Below are 26739 nucleotides of genomic sequence, written 5' to 3' on the forward strand. Positions count from 1 at the left end.
CCGGCTTAGCCGCATAGCCTGAACCGCCGTGTACGGAACCGTACGCACGGTGGTGTGAGAGGACGGCGGGTGTGAACCCGCCTCCTACTCGATTGCGGCAACTTCGCTGAATATGTACCAGCACTGGCACTGTCCGGTCGATGGCCTTAAGCTGCGCCTGCCGCGCACCACAGCGAAGCGCCGCACAGGAGAACCCGATGCGAATTCTTTTGGTTGAAGACAACCGCGATATCCTTGCCAACCTGGCTGATTATCTGGGCATGAAGGGCTACACCGTCGACTGCGCCCAGGACGGCCTGTCAGGTCTGCACCTTGCAGCCACCGAGCACTACGACCTGATCGTGCTCGATATCATGCTACCTGGTATCGACGGTTACACCCTGTGCAAGCGCCTGCGCGAGGATGCCCGTCGCGATACGCCGGTGATCATGCTGACCGCCCGCGACCAGCTCGATGACCGCCTGCAGGGCTTCCGCTCCGGCGCCGACGATTACCTGCTCAAACCGTTCGCCCTGTCCGAGCTCGCAGCGCGCATCGAAGCCGTGCTACGCCGCGCCCAGGGCGGCGGGCGACGCACCTTGCAGGTTGCCGACCTGAGCTACGACCTTGATACCCTCGAAGTCACGCGCCAAGGGCGCTTGCTCAAGCTCAACCCTGTCGGCCTTAAGCTGCTCGCGGTGCTGATGCAGAAAAGCCCCCACGTGTTGCGCCGTGAGGTACTGGAAGAGGCGTTGTGGGGTGATGATTGCCCCGACAGCGACAGCTTGCGCAGCCACGTACACCAACTGCGGCAAGTGATCGACAAACCCTTCGAAAAGCCGTTGCTGCATACCGTCCATGGCGTCGGCTATCGCCTGGCCGAGGGTCGCGATGGAGTTTAAGCAAAGCCTGGCGCAGCGCATCATCATCGCGTTCGCGCTGATGAGCGCGCTGGTGGCGGGGGCGTTCGCCTTCGGTATCGTCGCCACGGTGCATCTGGTTGAAGAACGCTTGATCTCCTCGGTGCTGGGCGGCGACTTGCAGCGCCTGCTGCGCATGGACAGCATCAGTGACTGGAGCCATCGGCCGCGCCCCGACCAGCTGTTCTACTTCAGCGGTGGGCGAGATGACTTCGAGCTGCCGAAAGACTTGCGCCACCTTGATGCAGGCTTTCATGAGGTATTCCGCGACCAGCTTTCCTACCACGCAATGGTGGAAATCGTAGACGGCCGACGTTATGTACTGCTGCAGGATCAGAGCGATTTCGAAGAGCGCGAACGGGTGCTGTTCGCTGTCGTCGTGGTGGGCTTCGTGCTCAGCCTGGTCCTGGCAGTGTTCCTCGGCTGGCTGCTGGCGCGGCGTGTAATGGCACCGGTGATCCGCCTGGCGCGGCAAGTGCGCCATCGTGATCAACTGCTTGGCCTGGCACCGCCCTTGGCGCCTGACTACGCCGCCGATGAAGTCGGCCAGCTGGCCGCGGCCTTCGACGATACGCTTGGTCGTTTGCGCGATGCACTGACACGCGAACGTCTGTTCACCAGCGACGTCAGCCATGAATTGCGCACGCCACTGATGGTTCTGGCCACTTCCTGTGAGCTGCTGATCGAAAACCCCAATCTGGACAGCCGCTCACGCAGCCAGGTCGAGCGCATCGCCCGTGCCACCGAAGAAATGCGTGAGTTGGTCAAAACTTTCCTGATGCTCGCCCGTGCCCAGCGCGACCAGGGTGCCGTGGCCTCCCAAGCGACGCTGCGCGAAGTGGCCGACGATTTGATCGGCGTGTGGCGCGACACCATCGAGCAGAAGGGGCTGACGCTGTACTTCGATGGTCGCGTCAGTGCCGGCCCGCTGCTGTACAACGCGACGTTCCTGCAGTCGGTGATGGGCAACCTCTTGCGCAACGCGGCGCACTACACCGACAGTGGCTACATTCGCCTGAGCCTTGAAGCCAACGGGTTCAGCGTCGAAGACAGCGGTGTCGGCATTCCGGAGGAGCAGCGTGAAGCGATGTTCAAACCCTTCGTGCGGGGTGATGAACGGCGCGGTGAGGGTCTGGGCCTTGGCTTATCGCTGGTCCAGCGGATCTGCGACGATCAGGGATGGCACGTTACGCTGACCTCAACCGCACCCCATGGCTGCCGCTTTCAGGTGGACTTGAGCCAGAGCGCTGAGAAGTCCGATCCGCTGAAGCCTTGCGAGTGAATCGCTGGGCTATATTCCTTTAGGGATAACACTTTTTTCACATTGGAATGACCTGTTTCCTACGCAGTGTTACTTAAGGTGCGTGCAATGGAGCCAGGAGATGCCCAATGCGTAGCCCTATCAAACTCGAGTTTTCCAAGAAGTACGACCAGCAACATGCCCGGGAGTACTTTTTAAAGCACCAAGATGGTCTGGCACGTCGCCTTTCCCATAAGCGCGACGAGCAATTGGCCCGTCGCGCCTTGGCGCTGGCCGGAGAACCGGGGTTGGTGCTGGACTTGCCTTGCGGCGCGGGCCGTTTCTGGCCGCTGCTGGCCGAAAAACCCAACAGGGTGATCATCGGTGCCGACAATTCCGAGGCAATGATCGAGACAGCCTGTGCGGCACAACCGCCAGAGGTGGTGGCGCGGGTACGGCCTTTGCAAACATCAGCGTTCGCCATCGACTTGCCGGACAACTCGGTCGATAGCATTTTCTGCATGCGCTTGTTTCACCACATCGGCGAGGCGGCCCACAGGAAAGCGATTTTGTCGGAGTTTCAAAGGGTTAGCCGCGACAGCGTAATCCTGTCATTGTGGGTGGATGGAAACTTCAAGGCCTGGCGGCGGCAGAAGCTCGAGCACAAGCGCAGTGCCAACGCCGAGCCTGGCAGCTACCAGAACCGTTTCGTGTTACCGGCAGAGACAGTCGAAGAAGAATTCAAAGCCGCCGGTTTCAGAATCCAGGAACGCCTGGATTTCCTGCCGTTCTATGCCATGTGGCGGGTCTATGTATTGCGTAAGGGGTAGTGTTTGATGGCTATAACCCAAAGCGGGGAATCCCGCTTCGATTATTACTGGCGTCAGCAGGGCGAATGGGTCGAGGAACCGAACCAGCGCCGTGGTGGTGAAAGTGGCGTGCAACGCCTTAACGATACCGATGGCAATGTGCTGTATGCCAAGCGCCAGGTCGGGCACATCTACCGCAGCCTGCTGCACCCGTTCGGCAGGCCGACGGTGCTGCGTGAGCTTGACGCGCTGAACAGCTTCGAACAGCTGGGGGTGCGTGTGCCGCGTATCGTGTTTTGCGGAGCCGAGCGCGATGCTGACCATCAATGGCGTGCGCTGCTGGTGAGCGAGGCGCTCGATGGTTTCATCGAGCTCGATGCCTGGCATGCCCAAGGTGCCCGCGAGCGTTACCCGCACGTGGTGCATGAGCGCATGCTCAAAGAGTTGGCCGACAACCTGGCCCGCATGCACCTGGGCCATTGGCAACATGGTTGCCTGTACGGCAAGCACGTGTTCGTCAAGGTGATCGGCGAGGGTGAACAAAGCCGCGTTGAAGTGGCGCTGCTCGATCTGGAGAAGTGCCGCCGCCGCATCAGCTGCCAGCGCGCAGCGGCCAATGATCTGCGCCAGCTGCGCCGCCATTCGTCGCTCAATGACGCGGAATGGCAATCCTTGCTCTACTTTTACGAGATGGCGTTTGGCAGCGCTGTCAAAGGGTTAGGGTAATGAAACTAGAAATCGCTCGAGCTTTGTTTCTGATAGCCGGCCTGGCTGTTACCACGGTGGCGGTTGCTGCCTGGGAAGAGCCGCGGCCCAAGGTGTTCAGCAAGGCTGAACTGGCAGAACAATGCCCGTTGCCGCAGGCAGTGAAACAGCAGGTCCATGCCCAGCCGGACCAGGATCTGCTGTTGTTTCTGTTCGGGCTTCGGCAGGGCTTGCGGCCGGCAGGCTGAGCCAGGTCCGAGCATCGCAGGCCTCGCTAGTGCGGGGCCTTTGCTTTTCTGCGTTGCCCCGGTCAGGCGACCACAGGTTGTTTGACCGCAGACTTGTGCGCCAGCAGGGTGTAGATAGCCGGCAGCACGAACAAGGTAAACAACGTCCCGATCGACATCCCCGTCGCAATCACAGTACCAATGTCGAAGCGGCTCACGGCCCCGGCGCCCGTCGCCAGAATCAGCGGCACCATGCCAAATACCATCGCCGCGGTGGTCATCAGCACCGGGCGTAGGCGAATGGCCGCAGCTTCCTCGATCGCCTCCCTTGCGCTCAGGCCCTTTTCCTCGCGCAACTGGTTGGCGAATTCGACGATCAGGATACCGTGCTTGCTGATCAGGCCGATCAGTGTCACCAGCCCGACCTGGGTGTAGATGTTCATGCTGGAGATACCCAGGAACAGCGGCAACAGCGCCCCGCAGATCGACAGCGGTACCGTCACCAGAATCACCAGTGGGTCGCGGAAGCTTTCAAACTGCGCCGCCAGCACCAGGAAGATGATCGCCAGGGCCAGGCCGAAAGTCACCCACAGCGCGCTGCCTTCCTGTATGTACTGGCGTGCCGCACCTGCATAGTCGAAGGAGAACCCTTCCGGCGCCTGCTCGGCAGCAATGTCCCGTACCGTCTGCAAGGCTTCACCGATGCTGACCAACGGCACACCCTGGATGATCGCCGAATTCAATTGCTGGAACTGGTTGAGCTGGCGCGGACGCGCCCGGTCACTCAGGGTGATCAAGGTCGACAGTGGCAACAGTTGGCCCTGGTCGTTCTTGACGTAGTAGTTGTTAAGCCAGCCGGGATTGTCGCGGTAGGGGCGTTCGACCTGGGCGATGACTTTATAGCTGCGGCCTTCGAGGGTGAACCGGTTGATTTCCCCCTCACCCAGCAAGGTCGCCAACGTGCCACCAAGGACGTCCATGGATACCCCCATCTGCGCAGCCTTGGCACGGTCGATGTCGACTACCACCTCGGGCTTGTCGAACGCCAGGTCGATGTCGAGGAAGGCAAATTTGCCCGATGCCTGGGCGCGTTCCTTGATCCGTTGAGCGACCTCCAGCAGCGTCTGGTAATCGCCAGCGGTATTGATGACGAACTGGAACGGCAGGCCCTCGCCGGTCCCAGGCAGTGACGGCAGGTTGAAACCAAAGATCTGCAGGCCGCTGATGTTGTCGAGTTTGGCCTGTACCAGGGGCAGCAACTCCATCTGCGTGCGGTCGCGCTCGTTCCAGGGTTTGAGCAGAAAACCACCGATGCCGCTCTGCACACCGTTGAAGCCGTTGATCTGGAACGACGAGTAGTATTCGGGGAAGGCTTTGAACAGTGGGGTGAACTGGTCAGTGTAGGCATTGAGGTAGTCGAGGTTGGCCGGTTGTGGCGAGCTACTGATCATGAAGATCACCCCCTGATCCTCGTTCGGTGCCAGTTCGTTCTGGGTGAACTTGAGCAGCACCGGGATCAGGCACAGGATGATCACCGCGAACACCAGCACCACCGGGCGGCTGTCCAGCGTGGTGTGCAGCAGGCGCTGATAACGGCCCTTGATTCGCTCGAACAGCACGTCAAGGCGATGGGCCAGGCCGCTGGCATTCTGTTCCCGACGCAGCAGCAAGGCACACATCATCGGCGACAGGGTCAGGGCGACGACACCGGAGATGATCACCGCCCCAGCCAGGGTCAGGGCGAACTCCTTGAACAAGGCACCGGTGAGCCCGGTCAGGAAGCCGATCGGTGCATACACTGCGGCCAGGGTGATGGTCATCGACACCACTGGCATGGCGATTTCCCGCGCACCCTCCAGCGCGGCGTCCAGCGGTGACTTGCCTTCCTCCATGTGCCGGTGGATGTTTTCCACCACGACGATGGCATCGTCCACCACCAGGCCGATGGCCAATACCATTGCCAGCAGGGTCAGCAGGTTGAGCGAATAGCCCATCATCTGCATGAAAAACAACACCCCGATCATCGACAGTGGGATGGTCACCACCGGGATCAGTACCGAGCGCAGTGCGCCGAGGAACAAAAACACCACCACGATGACGATCAGCACCGCTTCGCCAAGGGTCTTGACCACTTCGTCGATCGAGGCCTGGATGAACAGCGTGGCGTCATAGGCAATCGACCCCTTGAGCGTGGACGGCAACTGGCTTTCCAGCTCCGGCATGATGCGGCGTACTTCCTTGATCACCTCCAGCGGGTTGGCGGCCGGGGTGGCCTTGATGCCGATGTACACCGAAGGCGTGCCATCGAACGAGCTGACCGTGTCGTAATTTTCCGCTCCCATCTCCACCCGTGCCACATCACCGAGCAAGACCCGGCTGTCGCCTGAGGTCTTGAGCGGCAATGCGGCGAAAGCCTCGGCCGACTTCAGTTCGGTGTTGGCGTTGATGCTGGTGACCACGTATTCGCCCTTCACCTCACCCGCGGCGGCGAGAAAGTTGTAGCGGCGTACGGCGCTGGTCACGTCAGTGGCGGCAAGGCCGAAGGCTGCCAGCTTGACCGGGTCGATCCAGATGCGCATGGCGAACACCTGGTTGCCGAGGATTTCGGCCTCGGCCATGCCCGGCAAGGTTGCAAGTTTCGGCTGGATGACCCGTGACAGGTAGTCGGTGATCTGCGGGTTGCTCATTTCCTTGCTGTAGAAGCTGATGTACATCAGGGCCGAGGCATCTGCGGCTTCTTTGCTCAGTACCGGGTCTTCTGCGTCTTGCGGCAACTGGTTGCGCACTTCGTTGGCCTTGGCCAGCAACTCGGTGAACAGGCGGTCGCTGTCGGCACCGATACGCGCATAGATGGAGATGATCGAGAAGTTTTGCCGGCTCACCGAGGTCATGTAGTCGATGCCCTCGGCGCTGGCCAGGCTCTGCTGCAGCGGTTGGGTGATGTAGCCCTGAATGGTCTCTGCGTTGGCGCCGGGGTAGGCCGTGGTCACCGTGATCAGGGCATTTTCCATTTGCGGGTACTGGCGGATCTGCAGCGTGTTCCAAGCCTGAAAACCCAACAGCAGGATCAGCAGGCTGACCACGCTGGCCAGCACCGGGCGGCGGATGAACGGGTCGGTGAACGCCATGCCTGCCTCCTGGTCAGTCCGCGCGCGGGGCGCCTTGTTGGGGATCGAGGGCTGCGTCCTGGCCGATACGGATGGCCGCGCCAGGGCTCAGTTTGAGCTGCCCGGCGGTGACCACCTGTTCGCCAGCGGCGAGCCCTTTGCTGATCACCACCACGCCGTCGCGCCGCTCGCCGGTCTGCACACTGCGTTGTTCGGCGCTGAGCCGCGGCTGGCCGCTATCGTCGCGCTCGGGGTTACCGTCCTTGTCTTTCTTGGGCGCGACGACATACACGGAATTGCCATACAGCGTGTAGGTAATGGCGCTTTCCGGTACCACGATCTGTGGGCGCGGGTCAGGCAGGAGCACCAGCAGGTTGGCGAACATGCCCGGCAGCAGCTTGCCATCCGGGTTGGCCATGGTCGCGCGCACCAGCAGGTTGCGCGTGCTCTCATCGACCTTGGGGTTGATGGCGCTGAGGCTGGCAGAGAAGGTCTGGCCAGGGTAGGCGGCCACCTGCACCTGTACTTGCTGGCCCAGGCTCAGTTGGGGCAGTGCCTGCTCCGGTACGTTGAAGTCGACGTACAGGCTGGAAAGGTCCTGCAGGGTAGCGATCACAGAACCCGCTGCCAGGTAGTCACCGACATCCACCTGGCGGATGCCGATCGTGCCGCTGAACGGGGCGCTGATGCTTTTCTTGGCTTTCGAGGCCTTGAGCTGGTCGACCACCGCCTGGTTGCGCCGGTATTGGGCGGTGAGGCGATCATATTCGCCCCGAGAGATGGCTGAATCGCCCACCAGCTGGCTGCCGCGGCCGAAGTCCACTTTGGCCAGGCCCAGGTCCGCCTGGGCAGTGCCCAGCAGTGCGGTCTCCTGATCGTCATTGAGCTTGAGCAGCAGTTGCCCAGCCTTGACCTTCTGGCCGGAGTCGAAATGCAGGGATTGGACGATGCCTTCCACCTCAAGGCTCAGCTCGACTCCCTGCAGGGCCTTGAGGCTGCCCACGGCGGGCAGGCGCTGCTGCCACTGGCGCTGCTCGGCCATGGCCGCCGCCACGGTGATGGGGGGCTTGGGGGCAGTGAACATCTGGATCTGCTGGTAGATCGAGAAGGCCTTGTAGCCCCCCAGGGCCAGCACGATCAGCAGAACGACGGCCAACATGATGAGCATGCGGCGGCGCAGCATAAGTCCGTTTCCTTGGATGCGAGGTTGTTATTGGTTTTGACACGACAACGGGCAGTCCTGCCCACGTGCGGATGGGAGAAGTATTGACTGTTTTTTGAGTGACGGGGAAATGGTTTGCGACCCCGCGCCTGACGGGGCCGCGCGAACCTGGGTGAATCAGGCCAGGTGCAGGTGGTTGTCCCAGAACCCGGAGGGCAAATCCATCGGCTGGCCGATCGGTGCCTGCTTGCGGCAATCATAGTAGCGGCAACGTCCCTGCCCGGAAGTGACGACGAAGCCATCCTTCACCGCCCCGACCCCGGCACAGTCCGGCATCGGCGCATCCAGCCTGACTGCGCCACTGTCCAGGTCCCAGACGAACAGGCGGTTGGCCCGCGGCGCGGTCAGCGCCACCAGCCGCAGGTCGCTGTGGATCGCTACGCTGGCCGTGTACTGAGCCATGGCTTGCAACTGCTGCTCGGGTACCGGGAACGCCTTGAACGGCTCGCCCGGGCGCTTGATGGCCAGCAGCTCGGCGGTTTCATCGGCATCGCCCATGAACTGCTGGCAGGCGGCGATGGTGCCATCACTGCCCACTGCCAGATGGCGCACGCTGTTCATTTGCTGGGCCAGCGTTTCCTTGCTCAGCAAGGTGCCGTCGCGCTGCATCAATACCAGGCTTGGCTCCATTGCGTTGAGGTTCATCTCGACCCGGCTTTCGGCCTCCGTACGAATCCCGCCATTGGCCACGATCAGCGTCTCGCCATCTGGCAGCCATGCCACTTCATGCGGGCCGATGCCGTGGGTGGGGATCTCGCCGGTATGGACCAGGCGTTCACCTTCGAAGCGGTACACGCCCAGCAGGCCACGCCCGGGGTCGGTCGTGTCATTCTCGGTGGCGTACAGCCATTCGCCGCTTTCATGAATCACGGCGTGGCCGTAAAAGTGCCGGTCAGGGCGCGACGAGACGGTCTGCAACAAGCGCCCGTCGCGCAGGTCGATCAGGTAGCTTTCGGTGCCGGGTCGGCGCGCGACGAACAGGGCGATGGGCAGTTGCGGATGGTTGATGATGGCATGGCAACGCTGGGCCACCTGGGTGCTGAACACCTGGGTACCGTCCAGGCGGAACCCGACGGCATAGTGCTTGCCGTCGCCATCGTCACGCGCCGACAGCAGCAAAGGATCGCTGCCTTTGTTGCGCATCAGGCTCCAGCCCCCCAAGGTCAGGGCGCTGAGTAGAACGCTACCGATTTTGAGTGCCTGGCGTCGCAGCATGATCAGTCACCGTCGTTGGCATTGAAGCCCAGCTGGATGTTCAACGCCTTGGCCAGTTCGCCTTCGTGCAGGCGGTGAACGACGTTGAGGCTGTCGTAGATCTGGTTGAGGCGTTGCATGCCATCGTCGTCTGCCAGCAACTCGCCCAGGGGTTTCTGGTTGTCGGCCAGCAGTTTGAGCGAAGTAGCGTAAGCGTCGTCGATCTTTTGCGCCAGGGCTTTCTGGTCGCTGCCCAGCAAGCTGCGCAGGCCCTGGTTGTCGACCCCGACCCAGACTGCCTGAGCGGCCTTGAGGCTGGCTTCCAGGCTTTTGAGCGAGGCGTGGCTGCGCCAGGCTTCGGCCTGCAGGGGCTGCGCAATGCCTTTGCTCTGGCGACCCATCGGTGCACCGAGCTTCTTCTTCAGGGTATCCAGCGCAGTCACCTGTGCACGCAGCAGGTCGGCGATCGCCTCGTGCGAGTCGGCATAGCGCTGGTTGGGGAACTTGGTCATTTGCGAGAGCATGCCGTCGGTGCTGTTCCAGCCTTTGAGGATCTCTTCGGCCAAGGCCTTCTGGTGCTCACCGATGGCGACCAGCAGCGGGCAGTAGCGGGCTTTCTGTTCGGCGGTGGCGACATCCGGCTTGCTGTCGAACAGGATGTATTCGTAGGCCGACAGGCCGCGGACCACGACGCTGGACTTGCCCAGGGTCTGGGCGTCGATCGGCTTGTCGCCATTGACCAACTGCTCGACCTGGCGACCGACCAGGTTCTTCTTGTCGGGCCAGAACTGCACCTGCCAGGCGCGGTTGCCCTCGGCCAGCGGGCCGACTAGCAGTGGCTGCAACTCGGCCCAGGCTTTTTGCGCGTTGAGGAAGTCGGCGCGAGCGCTGTCCAGGCTTTCTTTGCCTTCGCAGTAGGCCAAGGCACTGGCGGCCAGTTGGCGGTCGGCTTCGACCCAGCGGCTGTAGGTCGGCAGGATCACCTGCTTGGCGATAGCGGCCGAAGCCACGGCCTGCGGGTCCTGCGGCGAGCAGGCGCCCAGAGCGAGTGCGGCGAGGCTGGTGAACAACAGTTTGGGTCGGAACATGCCCGGCTCCTTGCGCTTTTAAAGTGAGTTCAGGAAAGCCAGCAACGCAGCGCGCTGCTCGGCATTGAAGGTCAACACATGATCGCGTGCGGCCTGCGCTTCGCCGCCGTGCCAGAGCACGGCCTCGAGCAGGTTGCGGGCGCGGCCGTCATGCAGGTACTGGGTGTGGCCACTGACCACTGGGCTGAGGCCGATGCCCCACAGCGGTGGGGTCCGCCAGTCTTGGCCGTTGGCGGTAAATTCGGTGCGGTCGTCGGCAAGGCCCGGGCCCATGTCGTGCAGCAGCAGGTCGCTGTAGGGGCGGATCACTTGCCCGGCCAGCTCTGGTTCGCTGGCGTCGGCGGCCGTGGTGAACTGCGGGGTGTGGCAACCCTGGCAGCCGACCTGGTAGAACAGGTTCTTGCCGGCCAGCACTTGCGGGGCGCCGACGTCGCGCCGGGCTGGCACGCCCAGGTTGCGGGTGTAGAAGGTGACCAGGCGCAGGATGTTGTCGCTGACTTCTTTTTCACCGTTGGCGCCATCGCCGTTGGGCGCTGCAAGGCAATCGCGCTGCGCCGGGGTACAGTCGTCCCGGGGCTGCAGGGTGCTGGTCAAACCCATGTCACCCGCAAAGGCGTGCACGTTCTGCTGGTTGACGTTTGGCTGCCCGGCCTTCCAGCCAAAGCGGCCGACCACCGTCTTGCCCAGGGCGTCGTCCCACACCCGGTTGGCCCGGCCGCGAATACCGTCGCGATTGCGATCGTCGGGGTCCTCGTTGGCCAGAATCTGAGCTTGCGGGATGGCTTCGAGCAGCCCCAGGCCGATCATGGGCGGTGCCACGCGTGCCGAGAACCGGGTGTCAGGGTGCATCGGCCCATAGCCGAGCCGGGTGATGTGCAGGGTAGGACGACGCAGTTCGACCTGGTGGCCGTCCCTGAAGGTGACCGTCTGATGGTCGTAAGTCACGCGCACCTTGCCTTCCGGGGCCACGCCTGGGTTGGCCATGTCCTGCAACTGGGTGCCGTAGACCGGCTCTGGAACCACGCCCAGGCGCTCGATTTCTTTTGCCAGGTAAGGCTGGTCGGGGATCGACAGGCGCACGAGCATCGACACCGCGTTGCTGTCGCCAGGCTCTGGCGGATGGCCACGGCCATCGCGTACGTGGCAGTTCTGGCAGGCGTTGGTGTTGAACAGTGGCCCCAGGCCGTCGCGTGCAGTGGTGGTGGACGGGGCGATCACCCAGGGGTTGCGGAAGAAACTGTTGCCTACGGCAAAGTCCAGGCGCCGCTCGGGCGACAGGTTGGCCGAGGGCAGGGAAAAGGCATTGCGGTCGTTGCGCTGGACAGTCGCCTGGCCACCTGACAGCGCTTCGCCTGGCTCTGCCTGGGTGAAACGCGGGGCGTCATCACAGGCGGCGAGGGCGAGGGCCAGCAGCAAAGGAGAGAGTCGGGACAGCGACAAGGACATGCAAAATCCTGGGCGTGGGCGAAAAAGCGGCGTGCAAGCTTAGCAGGCTGAGGTTTTTTGAATAAGAGGAATTTGCAATTGCTGGATGAAACAGCTGTCATTTTTGTCGGCCCCATCGCCGGCAAGCCAGGTCCTCAGGTACCACGCAGCATTCAAGCACTGCGTGGTCGCCGTTGGAGCTGGCTTGCCGGTGAAGGGGGCTGCCTGGCAGCCCTGATAGCGCTCAATGACTGGCATTAGCCAGAAGGCCGCGCCAAGTTGCCTGGCAATGCCGAATCAGAATTCGTGATCGGCAGTGTCCGGATTCAGGTTGGCAATGCCCAGCTTGCCCGCAGCCTGCTCGATCGCACCGGTCTGCTTGACCAGCGAGGCAATGGCGTCACGCACGACCTGGTTGCCGGCAGCGTTGTCGGCAGCGATCAGTTGGTCGTAGTGCTCGCCTTTGAGCGCGTGGTCGACGATGACCTGAAGCTTGGCCTCGGTCGCTTCCAGGTCGGCCTTGAGGGTAGCGTCGGCGGCCGGGTCGGCCTTGGCCACGAGCGATGACAGGCTTGGGCCGGTCAGCTTGGTGCCGTCGGTGCGGGTGTACTCGCCCAGGTAGACATTGCGGATGCCCTTGGCGTCGTAGAAGTGCGAGTAGTGGGTGTTGTCACTGAAACAGTCCTGCTCGTCTTCCGGCGAGTTGGCTTCCAGCGAGACCTTCATGCGCTCGCCAGCCAGTTCGCCCAGCGACAGGCTGCCCATGCCGAACAGCATCTTGCGCAGGCCGTCGGTGGCAGGCTCGGCTTCCAGCGTGGCGCGGTAGTTGTCGGCGACGTTCGGCGCCCAGTTGCCGACCATTTCTTCGAGGTCCTTGACCAGCAGCTCGGTGACCGCCTTCAGGTAGGCGCGGCGACGCTCGTTGTGGCCACCGGTGGCGCCTTCACCTTCGAGGTAGTCGGAAGCAGGGCGGTTGCCTGCGCCCGGGCCGGTGCCGTTGAGGTCCTGGCCCCAGAGCAGGAATTCGATGGCGTGGTAGCCCGTGGCGACGTTGGCTTCGGAGCCGCCCAGTTCGTTCAGGCTGGCCAGCTTCTCAGGGGTGATGTCCTTGACATCGACCTTCTCCTCGCCGACCTGGATCTCGGTATTGGCGATGATGTTGGCGCTTGCAGCCGGGTTGCCCAGCGCATGTTCGTAGCTCGTGTCGACGTAGTCGATCAGGCCTTCGTCAAGCGGCCAGGCGTTCACCTGGCCTTCCCAGTCGTCGATGATGGTGTTGCCGAAGCGGAAGGCTTCGCTCTGCAGGTACGGTACGCGTGCTGCAGCCCAGGCTTCTTTGGCCGCTTTGAGGGTGTCGTCGTTGGGCTTGGCGAGGAATGCATCGATGGCGGTCTGCAGGGACTTGGCGGTGCTCAGCGAGTCGCTGTAAACGGCGTAGACCATCTCGGTGTAATGCTTGACCACGGCCTTGCCGGCCGCTTCGTCGACAGCAGCCGGAGCCGCGGCGGCGGTGCTTGCAGCAGGTGCCGCAGCTTGCGGGGCGGCGGCCTTCTCGTCCTTGCTTTCACCGCAACCGGCGAGAGCGATGGCGATGGCCAGCAGACTGGCGGTGGCCAGAGGCTTACGAATCATTGTTGGTTTCCCTGCGTCGTGTGGTTGGACAGTGCGCCGTGGCACGTAAAACGACAACATCATGCGAAAGATTTGCATTTGCTGTAAAGGGGTGGTGGCGCAATTAGGCAAATGCCGGCAACGCGCTGGAGCCAGCAGGGGCAGGGGTTATAACGCAGAAACCTGATTGCGCTGGGCCTGGCGCAGGAAACTGGTCAGCTCGCGTGCCGACAGTGGCTTGCTGTAGTGATAGCCCTGACCTTCATGGCAGCCTTGGGCGATGATGTAGGCTTCCTGCTCGGACGTCTCCACGCCCTCGGCGATCACCTGCATGCCCAGGCTTTTGCCCAACTGGATGATTGCCCGAACGATGGTGGCATCGTCATCGTCGTCGAGCAGGTCCTGGACGAAGCTCTTGTCGATCTTGATCTTGTCCAGTGGCAGCGACTTGAGATAGCTGAGCGACGAGTAACCGGTGCCGAAGTCGTCAATGGCGATCATCGCACCGGAGCGGCGCAGGCTGAGCAGATGCTGGGCGGCGGTGCTGATGTCTTCCATCAGGCCGGTTTCGGTCACTTCCAGCTCCAGGCTGCGCGGTGGCAGACGGTAAGCCTGCAGCAGATTGTTGACCACGCGCGGAAGTTCGTTGTGATGCAGTTGCACGGTGGACAGGTTGACTGCCATGCGCAATTCGCTGAAGCCCAGGTCGTGCCATTCACGCAGTTGCCTGCAGGCCTGGTCGAGTACCCACTCGCCGATGGCGATGATGTTGCCGTTCTGTTCGGCCAGCGGGATGAACTGGTCCGGCGGGACCATGCCCAGTTCAGGGTGCTGCCAGCGCAGCAAGGCTTCGACGCCGACCACGCGGTGGTCGCGGTAGCTGATCTGCGGTTGGTAAACAAGGAACAACTGGTTGCGCGACAACGCCTCGCGCAGGTCCTTTTCCAATTCACGGCGCCGGCGCATCTCGCTGTCGACGCTGGCGATGTAGAACTGGTAGCGGTTGCGCGAGCGGGCCTTGGCCAACGTCATGGTCTGCTCGGCCTTTTGCAGCAGCTTCTCGGTGCTGTCGCCGTCTTCAGGGAACAGGGTGATGCCGATGGTGGCGCGCAGGCGAATCTGCTGGTGGTCCAGGTCGAATGGCGCTTCCAGGTCGTCGAGGATGCTCTGCGCCAGTTCTGCGGCCTCGTAGGGCTGTTCGATATTGGCCTGCACCAGGGCGAACTGGTCGCCACCCAGGCGCGCCAGCGCCCCCAGGCGGCCACTGTGGGCGCGCAGGCGGTCAGCCAGGGCGAGCAGCAATTGGTCGCCGACCTGATAGCTGAACTGCTCGTTTATGCCTTTGAAGTCGTCCAGGCCTACGCACAGTACGGCAACGCGATGCTGCAGGCGGGAGCCGTCTGTAAGGATCTTGTCGAGCTGTGCCTGGAGTTGCTGGCGGTTCGGCAGCCCGGTCAGGAAGTCGTATTGGGCCATGCGTTGCAGGCTGTTTTCGGCTTCGTGGCGCAGATGGGTATTGCGCTCGATCGAGGCCAGCAGCTGGTTGGCTGTATTGACCCAGATGCCCAGTTCGTTTTTTTCATGGCCTTTGAGCAGCGGAATCTGATGCTGGCTGGGGCGGTCAGGGTTGATCTGGGTGAGGTGCTCGATGATCTTCGACAGCGGCTTGGTCAGCAGCCAGTGGTAGACCAGGTACAGCACCAGGCCCATGGCCAGGGCGCGCAGCACGCCGGAAATGAAGATGATGACGGCGTTGAGCAGGAAACCTTCACCGTAGGCGGCAGTGTCCAGGGTGATGCTCAGGTCACCGTAGTACTCGCTGTAGGGGCCGCGGCCGACCAATTGCGTGGTGTAGGTGCGTTCCTGGCCAAGCAACAGGTCGGTCAACCAGCGTACTGGCGAGTCCTGCAGCGGGCGGGACTTTTCGGCGAGCATGGTTTCATTGGGGTGGCCGATGGAGGCCTGGCGCACCGAATTGTCTTGGAAGAGGCCTTCCATGACCTGCATGCCCATTTCCCGGTCGAGGCTGTAGACCGCCTGGGTCGACGGGTCACGGAACATGTCGAGGATGCGATGGGCGTCGTTGTCGACGGTCTGGCGGGTCTTGTAGGTGTCATAGACGATCTGCGCGCAGCTAAGAACGACACCGACCGCCAGCGCCGAAAGGAGCACGACCCTGAGCAACTTGACCGATAAGCTGTTCCGCAATTCCAGCTTCAATGGGGTTTCCTTAATCCATGCAATGGCATCATTTTGCCATTAACCTTGGCAATACACTATCGGCCGGTGGGCTGCCCTTAGCAGTGTATCGGTTGCCTGACCCTGCAACTTGAGTGCGCTGTTGCGAACTTCCAGACGTTTGATGTTAGCGCGCTATGCGGGGTGAGCAAGAGCCGCTGGGAAAACTGTTGATGGGCAGGCTGGGATGCCGGCACCGGCCATAAAAAAACCCGGCGCATGGCCGGGTTTCTTGGTCAAGGCGCTGGCAATCAGGCCTTGAAGGTCTTGCCTTCGAACTGTTCGGCAACGAAGGCCCAGTTGACCAGGTTCCAGAATGCCTCGACGTACTTCGGACGCAGGTTGCGGTAGTCGATGTAGTAGGCGTGTTCCCAGACGTCGCAGGTCAGCAGCGGGGTGTCGCCGCTGGTCAGCGGGCAGCCGGCACCGATGGTGCTGGCCAGGGCCAGGGAGCCGTCGGCTTTCTTGACCAGCCAGCCCCAGCCGGAGCCGAAGGTGCCAACCGAGGTCTTGGTGAACTCTTCCTTGAACTTGTCGAAGGAACCGAATGCGGCGTTGATGGCTTCAGCCAGTGCACCGGTAGGCTGGCCACCGCCGTTTGGCGACAGGCAGTTCCAGTAGAAGGTGTGGTTCCAGACTTGAGCGGCGTTGTTGAAGATGCCGCCCGAAGAGCTCTTGACGATCTCTTCCAGGGTCTTGCCTTCGAATTCGGTGCCTGGGATCAGGTTGTTCAGGTTCACGACGTAGGTGTTGTGGTGCTTGTCGTGGTGATACTCCAGGGTTTCCTTGGAGATGTGCGGCTGCAGGGCATCGTGGGCGTACGGCAGCGGCGGCAATTCAAAAGCCATGGTGGATCTCCTGATTCAGGTCTAGTTCGCGGTTTGCGCAAGGCCGATCACGGGCGGCCCTATGTGCGTCGGCGAGTTTGTACTCTTTGCGACGCAAGGGCTGGATCATAGCACCAGCCCCGGCGCATAACCACGCAACAAAGATAGGGAATAGAGGTTCCAGAGCGGTTGCCCGCCGCCGACGGGTGGCGCCCCGGGGCAGGAGAGCTGCAAGCTTCAAGCTTCAAGCTTCAAGCTTCAAGCTTCAAGCTTCAAGCTGCAAGTAGAAGCGGACCGCGTACAGTCTTGCAGCTTGCAGCTTGCAGCTTGCAGCTCAAGAAAAGACCAGTTGCGCCGCCACGGCGAACATCATCACCGCCACCATCAGGTCGAGCATCCGCCAGGTGGCCGGGCGGGCCAGCCAGGGCGCCAGCCATGCAGCACCGATCGCCAGGGTCGAGAACCACAGCAGCGAAGCGCTGGCGGCGCCTGCCACATACGCGCCTGGTACGTTCTGCTGGGCGCCCAGCGAGCCGATCAGCAACACCGTGTCCAGGTACACATGCGGGTTCAGCAGGGTCACGGCCAAGGCGCTGAGCAGCACCGCACGCCGCGAACGCATGCCTTGGCCTTGCTGATGCTGCAGGCTCTGCTTGGAACAGGCGCTACGCAGCGCTTTGGCGCCGTACCAGAGCAGGAACACCGCGCCACCCCAACGTGCGACCGCCAACAGCGTCGGATTGTGTGCCAGCACCGTCGCCAGGCCGAATACCCCAGCGGCGACCAGCAGAGCGTCGCAGACGATGCACAGTGCTGCCACCGGCAGGTGATGCTCACGGCGCAGGCTCTGCGCCAGGACGAAGGCGTTCTGGGCGCCGATGGCCATGATCAGGCCGAGGGCCACCAGCATGCCGTTCAGATAGCTTTGCCACATGGCAGATACTCCAAAGAAGATGCTGGCTATTGTGGCGATCGACCCTGTATAAGAAAAACAAATAATGCTGATCCGTCATTAGGGAAATCGATGTTCGACTACAAGCTGCTGGCCGCCCTCGCGGCCGTGATCGAGCAAGGGGGTTTCGAACGTGCAGCGCAGGTACTGGGGCTGTCGCAATCGGCTATCTCACAGCGCATCAAACTGCTCGAGGCGCGGGTTGGCCAGCCGGTGCTGGTGCGCGCCGCGCCACCGAGCCCGACGGAGGTCGGGCGCCAGTTGCTCAACCATGTGCAGCAGGTGCGGTTGCTCGAACGTGACCTGCAGCGCCAGGTGCCGGCACTGAATGAGGAAGGCATACCAGAGCGTCTGCGCATTGCGCTCAACGCGGATAGCCTGGCGACCTGGTGGGCAGGCGCGGTGGGTTCGTTCTGCGCCGAGCAGCAGGTCCTCACCGACCTTGTGGTGGAAGACCAGGAAGTCGGCCTCAAGCGCATGCGTGCCGGGGAAGTGGCGGCCTGCCTGTGCGGCAGCGAGCGGCCGGTGGCGGGCGCGCGCAGCATGCCGCTGGGCGCCATGCGCTACCGGGCGCTGGCCAGCCCGGCATTCATGGCGCGCTATTTCCCTGGGGGCTTCGAGGCCCGGCGGCTGGCCCGCACGCCGGCGATCGTGTACGGCCCGGACGATTTTCTGCAGCACCGATACCTCGCTTCTCTAGGTATCGAAGATGGCTTCCTGCACCACCTTTGCCCCTCGTCCGAAGGCTTCCTGCGCATGACCGAAGCCGGCCTGGGTTGGGGCCTGGTGCCTGAGTTGCAGGCCCGCGAACAGTTGAAAAGCGGGCAACTGGTGGAAATATCGACCGATACCCCCATCGATGTGCCGCTGTACTGGCATCATTGGCGCAATGGCGGGCAACTGCTCGCGCAACTGACCGAGCACCTGCGCCACACGGCCCAGCATTGGCTGGTGCCGTTGTAGTGGCGGCCGGCGTCTGTTGCATCTGAAATCTGAGGCGGAGTGTTACATGCGAATTCTGGTCACTGGCGCGAGCGGCTTCATCGGCGGGCGCTTTGCGCGCTTTGCCCTGGAGCAAGGCCTGGATGTGCGGGTCAGCGGCCGCCGCGCCGAGGGCGTCGAGCACCTGGTCAAGCGTGGCGCGCAGTTCATCCCTGGCGACCTCGGTGACGCCGAACTGGCCCGGCGCCTGTGCCAGGGCGTCGAGGCGGTGGTGCATTGCGCCGGAGCGGTGGGCACCTGGGGGCGCTATCAGGATTTTTACCAGGGCAATGTGGTGGTCACCGAGAATGTGGTCGAAGGCTGCCTGAAGGAGCACGTCCGTCGCCTCGTGCACCTGTCGTCGCCGTCGATCTACTTCAATGGCCGCTCGCGCCTGGATATCCGCGAAGACCAGGTGCCGCGTCGTTTTCATCATCCCTACGCACAGACCAAATACCTTGGCGAGCAAAAGGTCTTCGGCGCCCAGGAGTTCGGGCTCGAAGTGCTGGCGCTGCGCCCGCGTTTCGTGACCGGCGCCGGTGACGCCAGTATTTTCCCGCGGCTGATGCAGATGCAGCGCAAGGGCCGCGTGGCGATCATCGGCAACGGCCTGAACAAAGTCGATTTCACCAGTGTGCACAACCTCAACGAGGCACTACTTGGCGCGCTGTTCGCCGATGATCGTGCGTTAGGGCAGGCCTACAACATCAGTAATGGCCAACCGTTACCCTTGTGGGATGTGGTCAATTACGTCATGCGCCAGATGCAGTTGCCCCAGGTGACCCGTTATCGCGCCTATGGCCTGGCCTACAGCATGGCGGCGCTCAATGAAGCCGCTTGCATGCTCTGGCCCGGGCGACCCGAGCCCACCCTCACGCGCCTGGGAATGCAGGTGATGAACCGCGATTTCACGCTGGATATCAGCCGCGCCCGGCAGTACCTGGACTATCAACCCAAGGTCAGCCTGTGGACGGCGCTGGATGAATTCTGCGCGTGGTGGAAGCACCAACCTTTTGCTCAGTGAACCAGGCGCCTGGATGATGGTCATCAGTGCGCCGCTTGAGCGGTTTATACTCATGTCTCTTTGCTACTACCGCGGTTGAATCTATCCATGCGCAACGATGCCCACGACGATTTTGATGATGTGCCAACCCTGCGTGCCGGCACCCCGGATGACGACGAACTCTTGCCGGCGCGGGTCTCGCGCAACCGTCAGAAGGCCGTCAGGCCCGCCAGCACGGGCCCTTTGTGGGCGTTGCTGGGGGCCTCGTTCATCGCGTTGGCCGGGCTCGGCTGGTGGAGCTTTCAGCAAATCTCGCTGATGGAGCAGCAACTGGTGGCTACCCAGGAGAGCTTTGCGCGCATCAGCGAGGAAGCAGCGGGGCGTTTGCAGGCGATCAGTGGCAAGGTCGCTGCCACTGAGACCTCTACCACCACCGGCAGTGAAGCGCTCAAGCTGCAGATCCGCCAATTGCAGGCCAGCCTGGCCGAGCAGGGCAAGCAACAGCAGGGCGTGGCAGGGCAAACGGGTGACCTGGGCAAGCGCCTGGAGCAGGTGCTGGCCGATACCCGCGAACAGCAAAAGGCGGTAACTGAACTGCAAACTCAGTTACAGGCGCAGTTGAAATCGGTGAATGCCGAGCTGGCGGCGTTGAAGTCGGGCCAGGTGGATGGCGGCAAGCTCGATGGGCAGCTCAAGAGCCTTAGCGAGGAGGTGGCCGCGCTGAAGAAGCAGGGCAACCCGAAAGCGGCGATCGAGAGCCTGGAGCAGGACGTGCTGGTATTGAAAAGCCAGGTGGACAATCGCCCAGCTGCGGCGGCTGCCGGTAGTGCTTCGGTTCAGGAGTTCGATGCGTTTCGTGGCCAGACGACCCGCAACTTCAACACCCTGCAAAGCCAGATTCGGAACCTGCAGCAGCAGATCAACGCCCGCCCTTGAGGCCTTGCGGGAGGGCGTTGCCCTCCCTACGCCAGGCCAGGGCGCTCCTACAGGATCATCCATAGGTCAGCCATGCGTCGCGCAGGGCCGCAAAGCGGCCCTGGCGTTCGGGCTTACAGCCGCGGGTAATCGATGTACCCCACCGGCCCCTTGGCATAGAAGGTCTCCGGGTGCGCCTGGTTCAACGGCGCATCGGCTGCCAGCCGTGCCGGCAGGTCCGGGTTGGCAATGAATGGCACGCCAAATGCCACCGCATCTGCCTTGCCACTGGCCAATGCAGCATTGGCACTCGCCTTGTCGAACCGCTCGTTGACGATGTAAGGGCCACCGAACGCTGCTTTGATCAGCGGGCCGATACTGTCATCGGCTTCCTTCTCCCGCGAGCAGATGAAGGCGATACCCCGCTTGCCCAGTTCCCGCGCGACATAGGTGAACGTCTCGGCGCGGTCGGCATCACCCATGTCATGGGCGTCTGCGCGCGGTGCAAGGTGCACGCCCACCCGGCCTGCGCCCCACACGCCGATGGCGGCGTCTGTCACCTCCAGCAGCAGGCGGGCACGGTTTTCCAATGAGCCGCCGTAGCGGTCGGTGCGCTGGTTGGTACTGCTCTGCAGGAACTGGTCGAGCAGATAACCGTTGGCACCGTGGATCTCCACGCCGTCGAAACCGGCAGCCTTGGCGTTCTCTGCGCCACTGCGGTAAGCCTCGACGATGTCGGCGATTTCTTCGCTTTCCAAGGCACGCGGGGTCGGGTATTCGGTGATCGGTCGCACCAGGCTGACATGGCCCTTGGGCTGAATGGCGCTGGGCGCCACCGGCAACTCACCGTTCAGGTAGCTGGGGTGGGAAATGCGGCCAACATGCCACAACTGCAAGAATATGCGACCGCCCGCGCCGTGCACAGCCTTGGTCACGTTGTTCCAGCCGCGTACCTGTTGGTCGTTCCAGATGCCTGGCGTATCTGGGTAGCCGACGCCCATGGGCGTGACCGAAGTCGCTTCACTGAGGATCAGCCCGGCGCTGGCGCGCTGCACGTAGTACTCGGCCATCAGCGCATTGGGCACCCGGCCTTCGTCGGCGCGGCAGCGGGTGAGTGGCGCCATGATGATGCGGTTGGGCAGTTGCACATCGCCCAGTGTGATCGGATCGAAAAGCGTGGTCATAAGTGTTTACCTGCTGGGTCAAAGCGCTTGGCGCAGTTGTTCGAGAAACGCCTGGATGGTGGCTTCGTTGCGTTTGAAAAAATGCCACTGGCCGATCTTCTGGCTGCTGACCAGGCCAGCGCGCTGCAAGGTCGCCAGGTGGGCCGAAACGGTCGACTGCGACAGGCCGCAGCGTTGATCGATCTGCCCGGCACAGACACCGTGCTCGGTGCTGTGGTGTTGGGCAGGAAAGTGCGCTGCCGGGTCTTTGAGCCAGTTGAGGATTTCTCGCCGGACCGGGTGGGCCAGGGCTTTTATGATTTCGTCGAGATCGAGAGGCATGGTGTGGGGCTCATGGTGTAGCCGTATATCGTGATACGACGAAATATAAATCGGTATTTCGCGATATAGAAATATGAAGTCGTTCTGAGCTGAGCGCGAATCGTTATATCGCGTTATAACGATATATGAATGCACGGTGCTAAACTGCGCCCATGAACTACCTCGCACACCTGCACCTGGGCGGCCCGGCGCCGCAACAATTGCTTGGCAGCCTGTATGGCGATTTCGTCAAAGGCTCGCTGGAGGGGCGCTTTGCGCCGACGCTGGAAGCTGCCATCCGTCTGCATCGGCAAATCGACAGCTATACCGATCAACACCCGCTGGTGTTGGCGGCGCTTGCGCGGTTCCCCCGGCAGCGGCGCCGCTATGCCGGGATCATTGTGGATGTGTTCTTCGACCATTGCCTGGCACAACACTGGGGCGACTACGCCGAGCAGTCGCTGGAGCAGTTTACCGGTGCGTTCTATCGCGTGTTGCTGGCCGAGCCCGAGTTGCCAGAGCGCTTGGCACGCATTGCGCCCTCGATGGCCGCAGATGACTGGCTGGGGGCCTATGGCGATTTTGCCACCTTGGAGCAGGTCTTCAACGGCATTGGGCGACGCTTGTCCAGGCCTGAGGGCATGATGGGCGTGATGACTGAGCTTGAGCGGTTATACGAGCCGTTGCTGGCGGATTTCCGTGAGTTCTATCCGCAGTTGCAGGCGTTTGCCGTAGCGCAAAGGGCTGGCACCTAGCGCTGTACTGCCAATCGAGCATCAAGCCACCTGAGCCTGTCGGCCCAGGGCCACCTCGACTTCGCCAACGCCGAACAACGCCCGCTCGATGGCCTGCTGCGCCTGCAATGCCAGCGCCGCGCGCTCTTTGTTCACGCTGCTGATCGGCTGCAACAGGTGAATGCACACCTTACCCCGCGGCTCGGCGAACAGGCGCAACAGGTGGGCCACCAGGTCATCGTTACCAATGAACGGCGCAACCAGGTCGGCCTCGCCGTTGCGCAGGTACGCAATGGCAACGGGCTGCACCGCCACACCCTGATCGATGGCCCCTGCCAGCAAACGCCCGTGGAAGGTCCGCACCTGGCGCCCATCGGTCGTGGTGCCTTCGGGAAAGATCAACAGCGGCCTGGCGTCGCTCAGTTGTGCGCTGATCTGTTCACGCAGGCGCTGGCTGTCGCCGCCGCCGCGGCGGATGAACAACGTGCCGGCTTTCTCCGCCAGCCAGCCAGCCACTGGCCAGTGGCGGACTTCGGCCTTGGACAGGAACGATAGCGGCAGCAGCATGCCGAGCAGTGGGATATCGGTCCAGGACACGTGGTTGCTGACCCACAACATCGGCCGTTGGGGCAGTTCACCGATTACCTGCACGTCGAAGGGCAGGGCCGCGACCAGGCGCTTCATGAACAGGCAGGTCCAGCGCTGGCGGCGCTCGATGGAGGCTTTGCTGCCCAGGCGTTCGCCGACGGCGATCACGCTGGCCATGAGCATGCCCAAGAGCAGCACCAACAACAGCCTTGCGAGGCGGGCGAACACCCGCAGCTTGGGCATCAGACCGCTGCCTTGAAGTGGCGGGCGTAACGCGGGCACAGGTCATCACGCTTGAGCAGGATGAACACGTCGGCAACCTGGAAGTCCTCATCCCAGCAGGGTTCACCGCAGATCTTCGCACCCAGGCGCATGTAGGCCTTCAGCAGCGGCGGCATTTCAGCGATGACATTGTGCGGCAGGGCCAGGGTGGGCAGCGGGTTCTTCGGTTCTGCACGCAGATGTTCGGTGCACAGGTAGCGCTCGCGCAGCCGTTGCATGACAGCATGGGCCTGAACACCGCCATCCTGCATGGGGATGCTCGCGCAGCCCATCAGGTAGCTGTAACGGCCTTCATTGAGCACTTCGGCCAGCTCGCCCCAGAGCACGGCGATGGTGCCGCCGTTGCGGTAGCCGGGGTCCACGCAGGTGCGGCCCAGTTCGAGGATTGGCCCCTGCAGTTGCAGCAGGCCGTGCAGGCTGAATTCTTCTTCGCTGTAGAAACGCCCCAGGCTGCTGGCGGCCTGATGGTCGAGCAGGCGGGTGGTGGCGACCAGTTCGCCGGTGCTCAGGTCGCGTACGCCGATGTGCTGGCAGTGTACGTCGTAGTCATCCATGTCCAGGCCCAGTTCAGCGCCCTTGAGCCTGGCCTTGAATTCTGCGCTGAACACTTTGTAGCGCAGGGCCTGTGCTTCCTGCAGGGCCGCGGCGCCGACCAGGCGTTCGGCTTGCAGACGGCGTTCAGTGCTGTTGTCGCCAGAGCGAGCGGTCCGAGTCATTGCGAGTCTCCCTAAGCCAGCCATGAAGGGTTGCGGCCGGTCGGCTTTGTTGTGCAAAGTCAGCCTAGGTAGGCGCGGTGTCACCCCTGTGAACCTTTGGTGATGCTTGCGTGACACCCCTGACAAGCGCTTATGAGAGGAGCGTCCGATGGCCTGGTTGCAACGACTCAACGATCCCTTTCGCCAGCCTCTGGCCGATACCTTGGGCGAGCTCTATGCCGCGCAACTCGAGCGCCTCGGCGGGTGCGCCCCGTTCGAGCTGGCGGTGCTGGGTGGGCGCGCCATGGCCACACCTGGCCTGGCGTTTCTGCTTGGCTACCAGGCCGCCTTGCGTGCGCTGTGGCCCAGCGCCCCCGCCACCCTCGGCGCGCTGTGCGCCACCGAGGGGCGTAGCGTGCGCCCGGCGGACATGCAGACGCGCCTGGAGGGCTTGCGCCTGACCGGCAGCAAGGACTTCGTGACCGCCGGGCTTGACGCCGAATGGCTGCTGGTGGCGGCGCGCAGCGAGGGGCAGGGTGAAGCACCGCGCCTTAGCCTGGGGGTGGTTTACCCGGGTGAGCCAGGGGTGACCCTGGAGGCGTTGCCGACCCTGCCATTGATGCCTGATGTCGGCCACGGGCGCCTGCAACTGCGCCAGGCTGCCTGCGAATTGCTCGCCGGTGATGGTTGGGATGCATACGTCAAACCGTTTCGCTCACTGGAAGATTTGTACGTGCTGGCGGCGATGGTTGCCTGGTTGTATGGCGTAGCGCAGGAAAGCGGCTGGCAACAGGCGCTGCGGTTGCGCCTGATCGGCTTGTTGGCGGGTTGTGCCGAGGCCAGCCGCCAGTGCGCCGACAGTGTCGGCTGCCATTTATTGCTGGCGGGCTTGTTTGCGCAGTTTCAGGCACTGAAGCCGTCCATCGACGAAGCACTGTCGGCCGGGCCGGCGCAATGGGCGCAGCTGTGGCAGCGCGATCAGGGCGTCATGGCGCTGGCGACGGCTGCTCGGGAAAAGCGCCTGGCCAAGGCTTGGGAGGCTGCCGGATTGTCATGAACGCCTGGCAGGATCGCCTGATCCGTTGACACCCGGGTCGCCCTGCGGCCCCTAGAGGCGTTCATGTTCAAGACAGGGTTGATCATCCTGGCGGTGGCGGTCGGTTCGGCCAGGGCAGAGGACTGGCCCCTGCCAGAGTGGCAAGCCGACACCACGGCCATCGACTGGCAGGCTGTCGATAGCTATGCCTTCCCGGAGCGCGATACCACCCGGCGCAGCGGCATTCGCAGCGACGCCCTGCTGATCATCCGCGACGGCCGCATCCTGCACGAGCGGTACGCCGCGCCTACCACCGCGAAAACCGCCCACCTGACCTGGTCGGTGAGCAAGAGCGTACTGGCGACAGTGCTGGGCGTGGCCCAGGGCGAGGGGCGGTTTCAGTTGCAGGACCCCGCAGCACGCTATTACCCGCCCATGCAGGCCCACCCCGATGTGCGTATGGCCGACCTGTTGCATTGGGCCAGTGGCCTGGCCTGGCAGGAAGACTACGAATACGCACCGCTGAAATCCTCGGTGGTGGCAATGCTCTATACCCGAGGGCGCCATGACATGGCCGCGTATACCGCTGCAAGGCCCGTTGCCGAAGCGCCTGGGCAGCGATTCCTGTATTCGAGTGGCGACAGCAATGTCCTGGCCGCCGCATTGCGCGGCATGCTCAAGGGCGGTGCTTACCCTGACTACCCCTGGCAGGCGCTGTTCACCCCGCTGGGCATTCACAGCGCCGTGTGGGAGCGCGATGGCAGTGGCACCTTCGTTGGCTCTTCCTACCTCTACCTCAGTGCCCGCGACCTGGCACGCATCGGCCTGTTGATGCAGCGTGAAGGGCGCTGGGGTGGTCGCCAGTTGCTGCCGGCAAGCTGGGTTGCCTTCAATCGTACCCTGTTCAGCCAGGCCACACCGCTGCCCGGCGAAGCCAACCCCGGTGGCCACTGGTGGCTCAACCAGCCACTGCCGGGCAGTACCTTGCCCTGGCCTGACGCGCCGGCAGACACCTATGCCGCCCTCGGCCACTGGGGCCAGGCCCTTTACATACTGCCGAGCCACAAGCTGGTCATCGTCCGCTACGCCGATGACCGTGATGGCAGTTACAGCCATAACGAACTGCTAAGGCGCGTGCTGACAGCGCTGGCCAAGGAGGGGGCATGAAGCGGCTGTTGGGGCTGGTGCTGGTCGCCTTGCTGGGCTGGGCCTGGCTGGAGCGCCAGGCATTGGCGGATTTCCCGGGTATTCTTTCGGCTTATTCGGCCAAGGAGTACTGCTCCTGCCGTTTCGTCATGGGCCTGGACCCTGACTATTGCCGGGGTTATGTAGCGCAGTGGTTGCCGTTGAGCATGCTGGAGGAAGACAGCCAGCGGCGTCTGGTCAGTGCCGCAGGGCTGGGCCAGCGCAATCAGGCGGCATGGCAGGGCGCGCAGGTTGGCTGCCGCTTGCTGCCATGAAAAGGGCCGGGTAAGGT

25 protein-coding genes are annotated in these 26739 nt (G+C 62.8%); 12 read left to right on the forward strand and 13 right to left on the reverse strand.

Annotated elements, in window-relative coordinates; genetic code table 11:
* Positions 1 to 197: 197 nt before the first annotated feature.
* The 5 genes from colR (at position 198) to ACIPZH_RS11820 (ending at position 3901) form a co-directional block, all read left to right on the forward strand.
* A complete protein-coding gene (gene colR, locus ACIPZH_RS11800; protein WP_003255215.1) occupies positions 198 to 881 on the forward strand; it encodes a two-component system response regulator ColR in 684 nt (227 codons plus the stop codon).
* The gene (locus ACIPZH_RS11805; RefSeq protein ID WP_241804740.1) at positions 871 to 2181 is read left to right on the forward strand and encodes a HAMP domain-containing sensor histidine kinase; all 1311 of its coding nucleotides are present in this window, start codon (positions 871 to 873) and stop codon (positions 2179 to 2181) included. Before colR ends, ACIPZH_RS11805 begins: the two co-directional genes overlap by 11 nt.
* A gap of 107 nt (positions 2182 to 2288) precedes the next feature.
* Positions 2289 to 2969, forward strand: a complete 681-nt coding sequence (locus tag ACIPZH_RS11810) for a class I SAM-dependent methyltransferase (RefSeq protein ID WP_400636268.1) — start codon at positions 2289 to 2291, stop codon at positions 2967 to 2969.
* Between the two features lie 6 nt (positions 2970 to 2975).
* A complete protein-coding gene (locus ACIPZH_RS11815; RefSeq protein ID WP_400636269.1) occupies positions 2976 to 3674 on the forward strand; it encodes a lipopolysaccharide kinase InaA family protein in 699 nt (232 codons plus the stop codon).
* Positions 3674 to 3901 (forward strand): hypothetical protein, encoded by a 228-nt coding sequence (locus ACIPZH_RS11820; protein ID WP_400627653.1) that lies wholly within the window; start codon positions 3674 to 3676, stop codon positions 3899 to 3901. Before ACIPZH_RS11815 ends, ACIPZH_RS11820 begins: the two co-directional genes overlap by 1 nt.
* Positions 3902 to 3963: 62 nt before the next feature.
* Here ACIPZH_RS11820 and ACIPZH_RS11825 read toward each other — a convergent pair whose 3' ends face one another.
* The 9 genes from ACIPZH_RS11825 to ACIPZH_RS11865 form a co-directional block, all read right to left on the reverse strand.
* Positions 3964 to 7008: a multidrug efflux RND transporter permease subunit gene (locus ACIPZH_RS11825; RefSeq protein ID WP_400636270.1), complete on the reverse strand. Its 3045-nt coding sequence runs from the start codon at positions 7006 to 7008 to the stop codon at positions 3964 to 3966.
* A 13-nt stretch (positions 7009 to 7021) separates the two neighbouring features.
* Positions 7022 to 8170, reverse strand: coding sequence for an efflux RND transporter periplasmic adaptor subunit (locus ACIPZH_RS11830; protein WP_241804745.1), 1149 nt, complete (start codon positions 8168 to 8170; stop codon positions 7022 to 7024).
* Positions 8171 to 8326: 156 nt separating this feature from the next.
* Positions 8327 to 9424: a DUF1513 domain-containing protein gene (locus tag ACIPZH_RS11835; protein ID WP_400636271.1), complete on the reverse strand. Its 1098-nt coding sequence runs from the start codon at positions 9422 to 9424 to the stop codon at positions 8327 to 8329.
* Between the two features lie 2 nt (positions 9425 to 9426).
* Positions 9427 to 10491, reverse strand: coding sequence for an imelysin family protein (locus ACIPZH_RS11840; RefSeq protein WP_241804747.1), 1065 nt, complete (start codon positions 10489 to 10491; stop codon positions 9427 to 9429).
* Positions 10492 to 10509: 18 nt separating this feature from the next.
* A complete protein-coding gene (locus tag ACIPZH_RS11845; RefSeq protein ID WP_400636272.1) occupies positions 10510 to 11937 on the reverse strand; it encodes a di-heme oxidoredictase family protein in 1428 nt (475 codons plus the stop codon).
* Positions 11938 to 12213: 276 nt separating this feature from the next.
* Positions 12214 to 13548, reverse strand: a complete 1335-nt coding sequence (locus tag ACIPZH_RS11850) for an imelysin family protein (RefSeq protein ID WP_400636273.1) — start codon at positions 13546 to 13548, stop codon at positions 12214 to 12216.
* Positions 13549 to 13695: 147 nt separating this feature from the next.
* Complete coding sequence (locus ACIPZH_RS11855; RefSeq protein ID WP_400636274.1) at positions 13696 to 15747, reverse strand: putative bifunctional diguanylate cyclase/phosphodiesterase; 2052 nt, start codon at positions 15745 to 15747, stop codon at positions 13696 to 13698.
* A 269-nt stretch (positions 15748 to 16016) separates the two neighbouring features.
* The gene (locus ACIPZH_RS11860) at positions 16017 to 16613 is read right to left on the reverse strand and encodes a superoxide dismutase (protein WP_400636275.1); all 597 of its coding nucleotides are present in this window, start codon (positions 16611 to 16613) and stop codon (positions 16017 to 16019) included.
* A 313-nt stretch (positions 16614 to 16926) separates the two neighbouring features.
* Complete coding sequence (locus ACIPZH_RS11865; protein ID WP_400636276.1) at positions 16927 to 17526, reverse strand: LysE/ArgO family amino acid transporter; 600 nt, start codon at positions 17524 to 17526, stop codon at positions 16927 to 16929.
* 90 nt (positions 17527 to 17616) lie between these two features.
* Here ACIPZH_RS11865 and ACIPZH_RS11870 point away from each other — a divergent pair, with 90 nt between their 5' ends.
* From ACIPZH_RS11870 to ACIPZH_RS11880, 3 genes are all read left to right on the forward strand, one after another.
* Positions 17617 to 18507: a LysR family transcriptional regulator ArgP gene (locus ACIPZH_RS11870; RefSeq protein ID WP_400636277.1), complete on the forward strand. Its 891-nt coding sequence runs from the start codon at positions 17617 to 17619 to the stop codon at positions 18505 to 18507.
* Between the two features lie 46 nt (positions 18508 to 18553).
* The gene (locus ACIPZH_RS11875; protein WP_400636278.1) at positions 18554 to 19549 is read left to right on the forward strand and encodes an NAD-dependent epimerase/dehydratase family protein; all 996 of its coding nucleotides are present in this window, start codon (positions 18554 to 18556) and stop codon (positions 19547 to 19549) included.
* A gap of 87 nt (positions 19550 to 19636) precedes the next feature.
* Positions 19637 to 20464 (forward strand): ATPase, encoded by an 828-nt coding sequence (locus tag ACIPZH_RS11880; RefSeq protein ID WP_241804754.1) that lies wholly within the window; start codon positions 19637 to 19639, stop codon positions 20462 to 20464.
* Between the two features lie 113 nt (positions 20465 to 20577).
* On the opposite strand, the gene ACIPZH_RS11885 is transcribed toward ACIPZH_RS11880, so the two are convergent.
* Positions 20578 to 21627 carry an alkene reductase gene (locus tag ACIPZH_RS11885; protein ID WP_241804755.1) on the reverse strand — a complete coding sequence of 350 codons (1050 nt, stop codon included), beginning with the start codon at positions 21625 to 21627 and terminating at the stop codon, positions 20578 to 20580.
* An 18-nt stretch (positions 21628 to 21645) separates the two neighbouring features.
* Positions 21646 to 21948, reverse strand: coding sequence for a helix-turn-helix transcriptional regulator (locus ACIPZH_RS11890; protein WP_241804756.1), 303 nt, complete (start codon positions 21946 to 21948; stop codon positions 21646 to 21648).
* A 152-nt stretch (positions 21949 to 22100) separates the two neighbouring features.
* On the opposite strand from ACIPZH_RS11890, the gene ACIPZH_RS11895 reads away from it, so the two are divergent.
* The gene (locus ACIPZH_RS11895) at positions 22101 to 22682 is read left to right on the forward strand and encodes an ACP phosphodiesterase (RefSeq protein WP_400636279.1); all 582 of its coding nucleotides are present in this window, start codon (positions 22101 to 22103) and stop codon (positions 22680 to 22682) included.
* Between the two features lie 21 nt (positions 22683 to 22703).
* Here ACIPZH_RS11895 and ACIPZH_RS11900 read toward each other — a convergent pair whose 3' ends face one another.
* Together ACIPZH_RS11900 and olsB are read right to left on the reverse strand one after the other, a co-directional pair.
* On the reverse strand, positions 22704 to 23492 hold the full coding sequence (locus tag ACIPZH_RS11900; RefSeq protein WP_400636280.1) for a lysophospholipid acyltransferase family protein: 789 nt from the start codon (positions 23490 to 23492) through the stop codon (positions 22704 to 22706).
* Positions 23492 to 24247, reverse strand: a complete 756-nt coding sequence (gene olsB / locus ACIPZH_RS11905; protein ID WP_400627671.1) for an L-ornithine N(alpha)-acyltransferase — start codon at positions 24245 to 24247, stop codon at positions 23492 to 23494. Before olsB ends, ACIPZH_RS11900 begins: the two co-directional genes overlap by 1 nt.
* A 148-nt stretch (positions 24248 to 24395) precedes the next feature.
* Between olsB and ACIPZH_RS11910 the strand changes: the two genes are divergently transcribed.
* The 3 genes from ACIPZH_RS11910 to ACIPZH_RS11920 all read left to right on the forward strand — a co-directional run bounded on the left by ACIPZH_RS11910 (position 24396) and on the right by ACIPZH_RS11920 (position 26722).
* On the forward strand, positions 24396 to 25283 hold the full coding sequence (locus tag ACIPZH_RS11910) for an acyl-CoA dehydrogenase (RefSeq protein WP_400636281.1): 888 nt from the start codon (positions 24396 to 24398) through the stop codon (positions 25281 to 25283).
* Positions 25284 to 25346: 63 nt separating this feature from the next.
* A complete protein-coding gene (locus tag ACIPZH_RS11915) occupies positions 25347 to 26429 on the forward strand; it encodes a serine hydrolase (protein WP_241804761.1) in 1083 nt (360 codons plus the stop codon).
* Positions 26426 to 26722, forward strand: a complete 297-nt coding sequence (locus ACIPZH_RS11920; RefSeq protein ID WP_400627675.1) for an amidase — start codon at positions 26426 to 26428, stop codon at positions 26720 to 26722. The genes ACIPZH_RS11915 and ACIPZH_RS11920 overlap by 4 nt, the downstream gene beginning before the upstream one ends.
* Positions 26723 to 26739 lie beyond the last annotated feature (17 nt).

The organism is Pseudomonas sp. NPDC089758 (genome assembly GCF_044748705.1).
GTDB lineage: Bacteria > Pseudomonadota > Gammaproteobacteria > Pseudomonadales > Pseudomonadaceae > Aquipseudomonas > Aquipseudomonas putida_X.

Excerpts from the sequence above, each read along its gene's own strand:
- colR (WP_003255215.1), top strand. The coding sequence starts at position 198 with ATGCGAATTCTTTTGGTTGAAGACAACCGCGATATCCTTGCCAACCTG.
- ACIPZH_RS11805 (WP_241804740.1), top strand. The coding sequence starts at position 871 with ATGGAGTTTAAGCAAAGCCTGGCGCAGCGCATCATCATCGCGTTCGCG.
- ACIPZH_RS11810 (WP_400636268.1), top strand. The coding sequence starts at position 2,289 with ATGCGTAGCCCTATCAAACTCGAGTTTTCCAAGAAGTACGACCAGCAA.
- ACIPZH_RS11815 (WP_400636269.1), top strand. The coding sequence starts at position 2,976 with ATGGCTATAACCCAAAGCGGGGAATCCCGCTTCGATTATTACTGGCGT.
- ACIPZH_RS11820 (WP_400627653.1), top strand. The coding sequence starts at position 3,674 with ATGAAACTAGAAATCGCTCGAGCTTTGTTTCTGATAGCCGGCCTGGCT.
- ACIPZH_RS11825 (WP_400636270.1), bottom strand. The coding sequence starts at position 7,008 with ATGGCGTTCACCGACCCGTTCATCCGCCGCCCGGTGCTGGCCAGCGTG.
- ACIPZH_RS11830 (WP_241804745.1), bottom strand. The coding sequence starts at position 8,170 with ATGCTGCGCCGCCGCATGCTCATCATGTTGGCCGTCGTTCTGCTGATC.
- ACIPZH_RS11835 (WP_400636271.1), bottom strand. The coding sequence starts at position 9,424 with ATGCTGCGACGCCAGGCACTCAAAATCGGTAGCGTTCTACTCAGCGCC.
- ACIPZH_RS11840 (WP_241804747.1), bottom strand. The coding sequence starts at position 10,491 with ATGTTCCGACCCAAACTGTTGTTCACCAGCCTCGCCGCACTCGCTCTG.
- ACIPZH_RS11845 (WP_400636272.1), bottom strand. The coding sequence starts at position 11,937 with ATGTCCTTGTCGCTGTCCCGACTCTCTCCTTTGCTGCTGGCCCTCGCC.
- ACIPZH_RS11850 (WP_400636273.1), bottom strand. The coding sequence starts at position 13,548 with ATGATTCGTAAGCCTCTGGCCACCGCCAGTCTGCTGGCCATCGCCATC.
- ACIPZH_RS11860 (WP_400636275.1), bottom strand. The coding sequence starts at position 16,613 with ATGGCTTTTGAATTGCCGCCGCTGCCGTACGCCCACGATGCCCTGCAG.
- ACIPZH_RS11865 (WP_400636276.1), bottom strand. The coding sequence starts at position 17,526 with ATGTGGCAAAGCTATCTGAACGGCATGCTGGTGGCCCTCGGCCTGATC.
- ACIPZH_RS11870 (WP_400636277.1), top strand. The coding sequence starts at position 17,617 with ATGTTCGACTACAAGCTGCTGGCCGCCCTCGCGGCCGTGATCGAGCAA.
- ACIPZH_RS11875 (WP_400636278.1), top strand. The coding sequence starts at position 18,554 with ATGCGAATTCTGGTCACTGGCGCGAGCGGCTTCATCGGCGGGCGCTTT.
- ACIPZH_RS11880 (WP_241804754.1), top strand. The coding sequence starts at position 19,637 with ATGCGCAACGATGCCCACGACGATTTTGATGATGTGCCAACCCTGCGT.
- ACIPZH_RS11885 (WP_241804755.1), bottom strand. The coding sequence starts at position 21,627 with ATGACCACGCTTTTCGATCCGATCACACTGGGCGATGTGCAACTGCCC.
- ACIPZH_RS11890 (WP_241804756.1), bottom strand. The coding sequence starts at position 21,948 with ATGCCTCTCGATCTCGACGAAATCATAAAAGCCCTGGCCCACCCGGTC.
- ACIPZH_RS11895 (WP_400636279.1), top strand. The coding sequence starts at position 22,101 with ATGAACTACCTCGCACACCTGCACCTGGGCGGCCCGGCGCCGCAACAA.
- ACIPZH_RS11900 (WP_400636280.1), bottom strand. The coding sequence starts at position 23,492 with ATGCCCAAGCTGCGGGTGTTCGCCCGCCTCGCAAGGCTGTTGTTGGTG.
- olsB (WP_400627671.1), bottom strand. The coding sequence starts at position 24,247 with ATGACTCGGACCGCTCGCTCTGGCGACAACAGCACTGAACGCCGTCTG.
- ACIPZH_RS11910 (WP_400636281.1), top strand. The coding sequence starts at position 24,396 with ATGGCCTGGTTGCAACGACTCAACGATCCCTTTCGCCAGCCTCTGGCC.
- ACIPZH_RS11915 (WP_241804761.1), top strand. The coding sequence starts at position 25,347 with ATGTTCAAGACAGGGTTGATCATCCTGGCGGTGGCGGTCGGTTCGGCC.
- ACIPZH_RS11920 (WP_400627675.1), top strand. The coding sequence starts at position 26,426 with ATGAAGCGGCTGTTGGGGCTGGTGCTGGTCGCCTTGCTGGGCTGGGCC.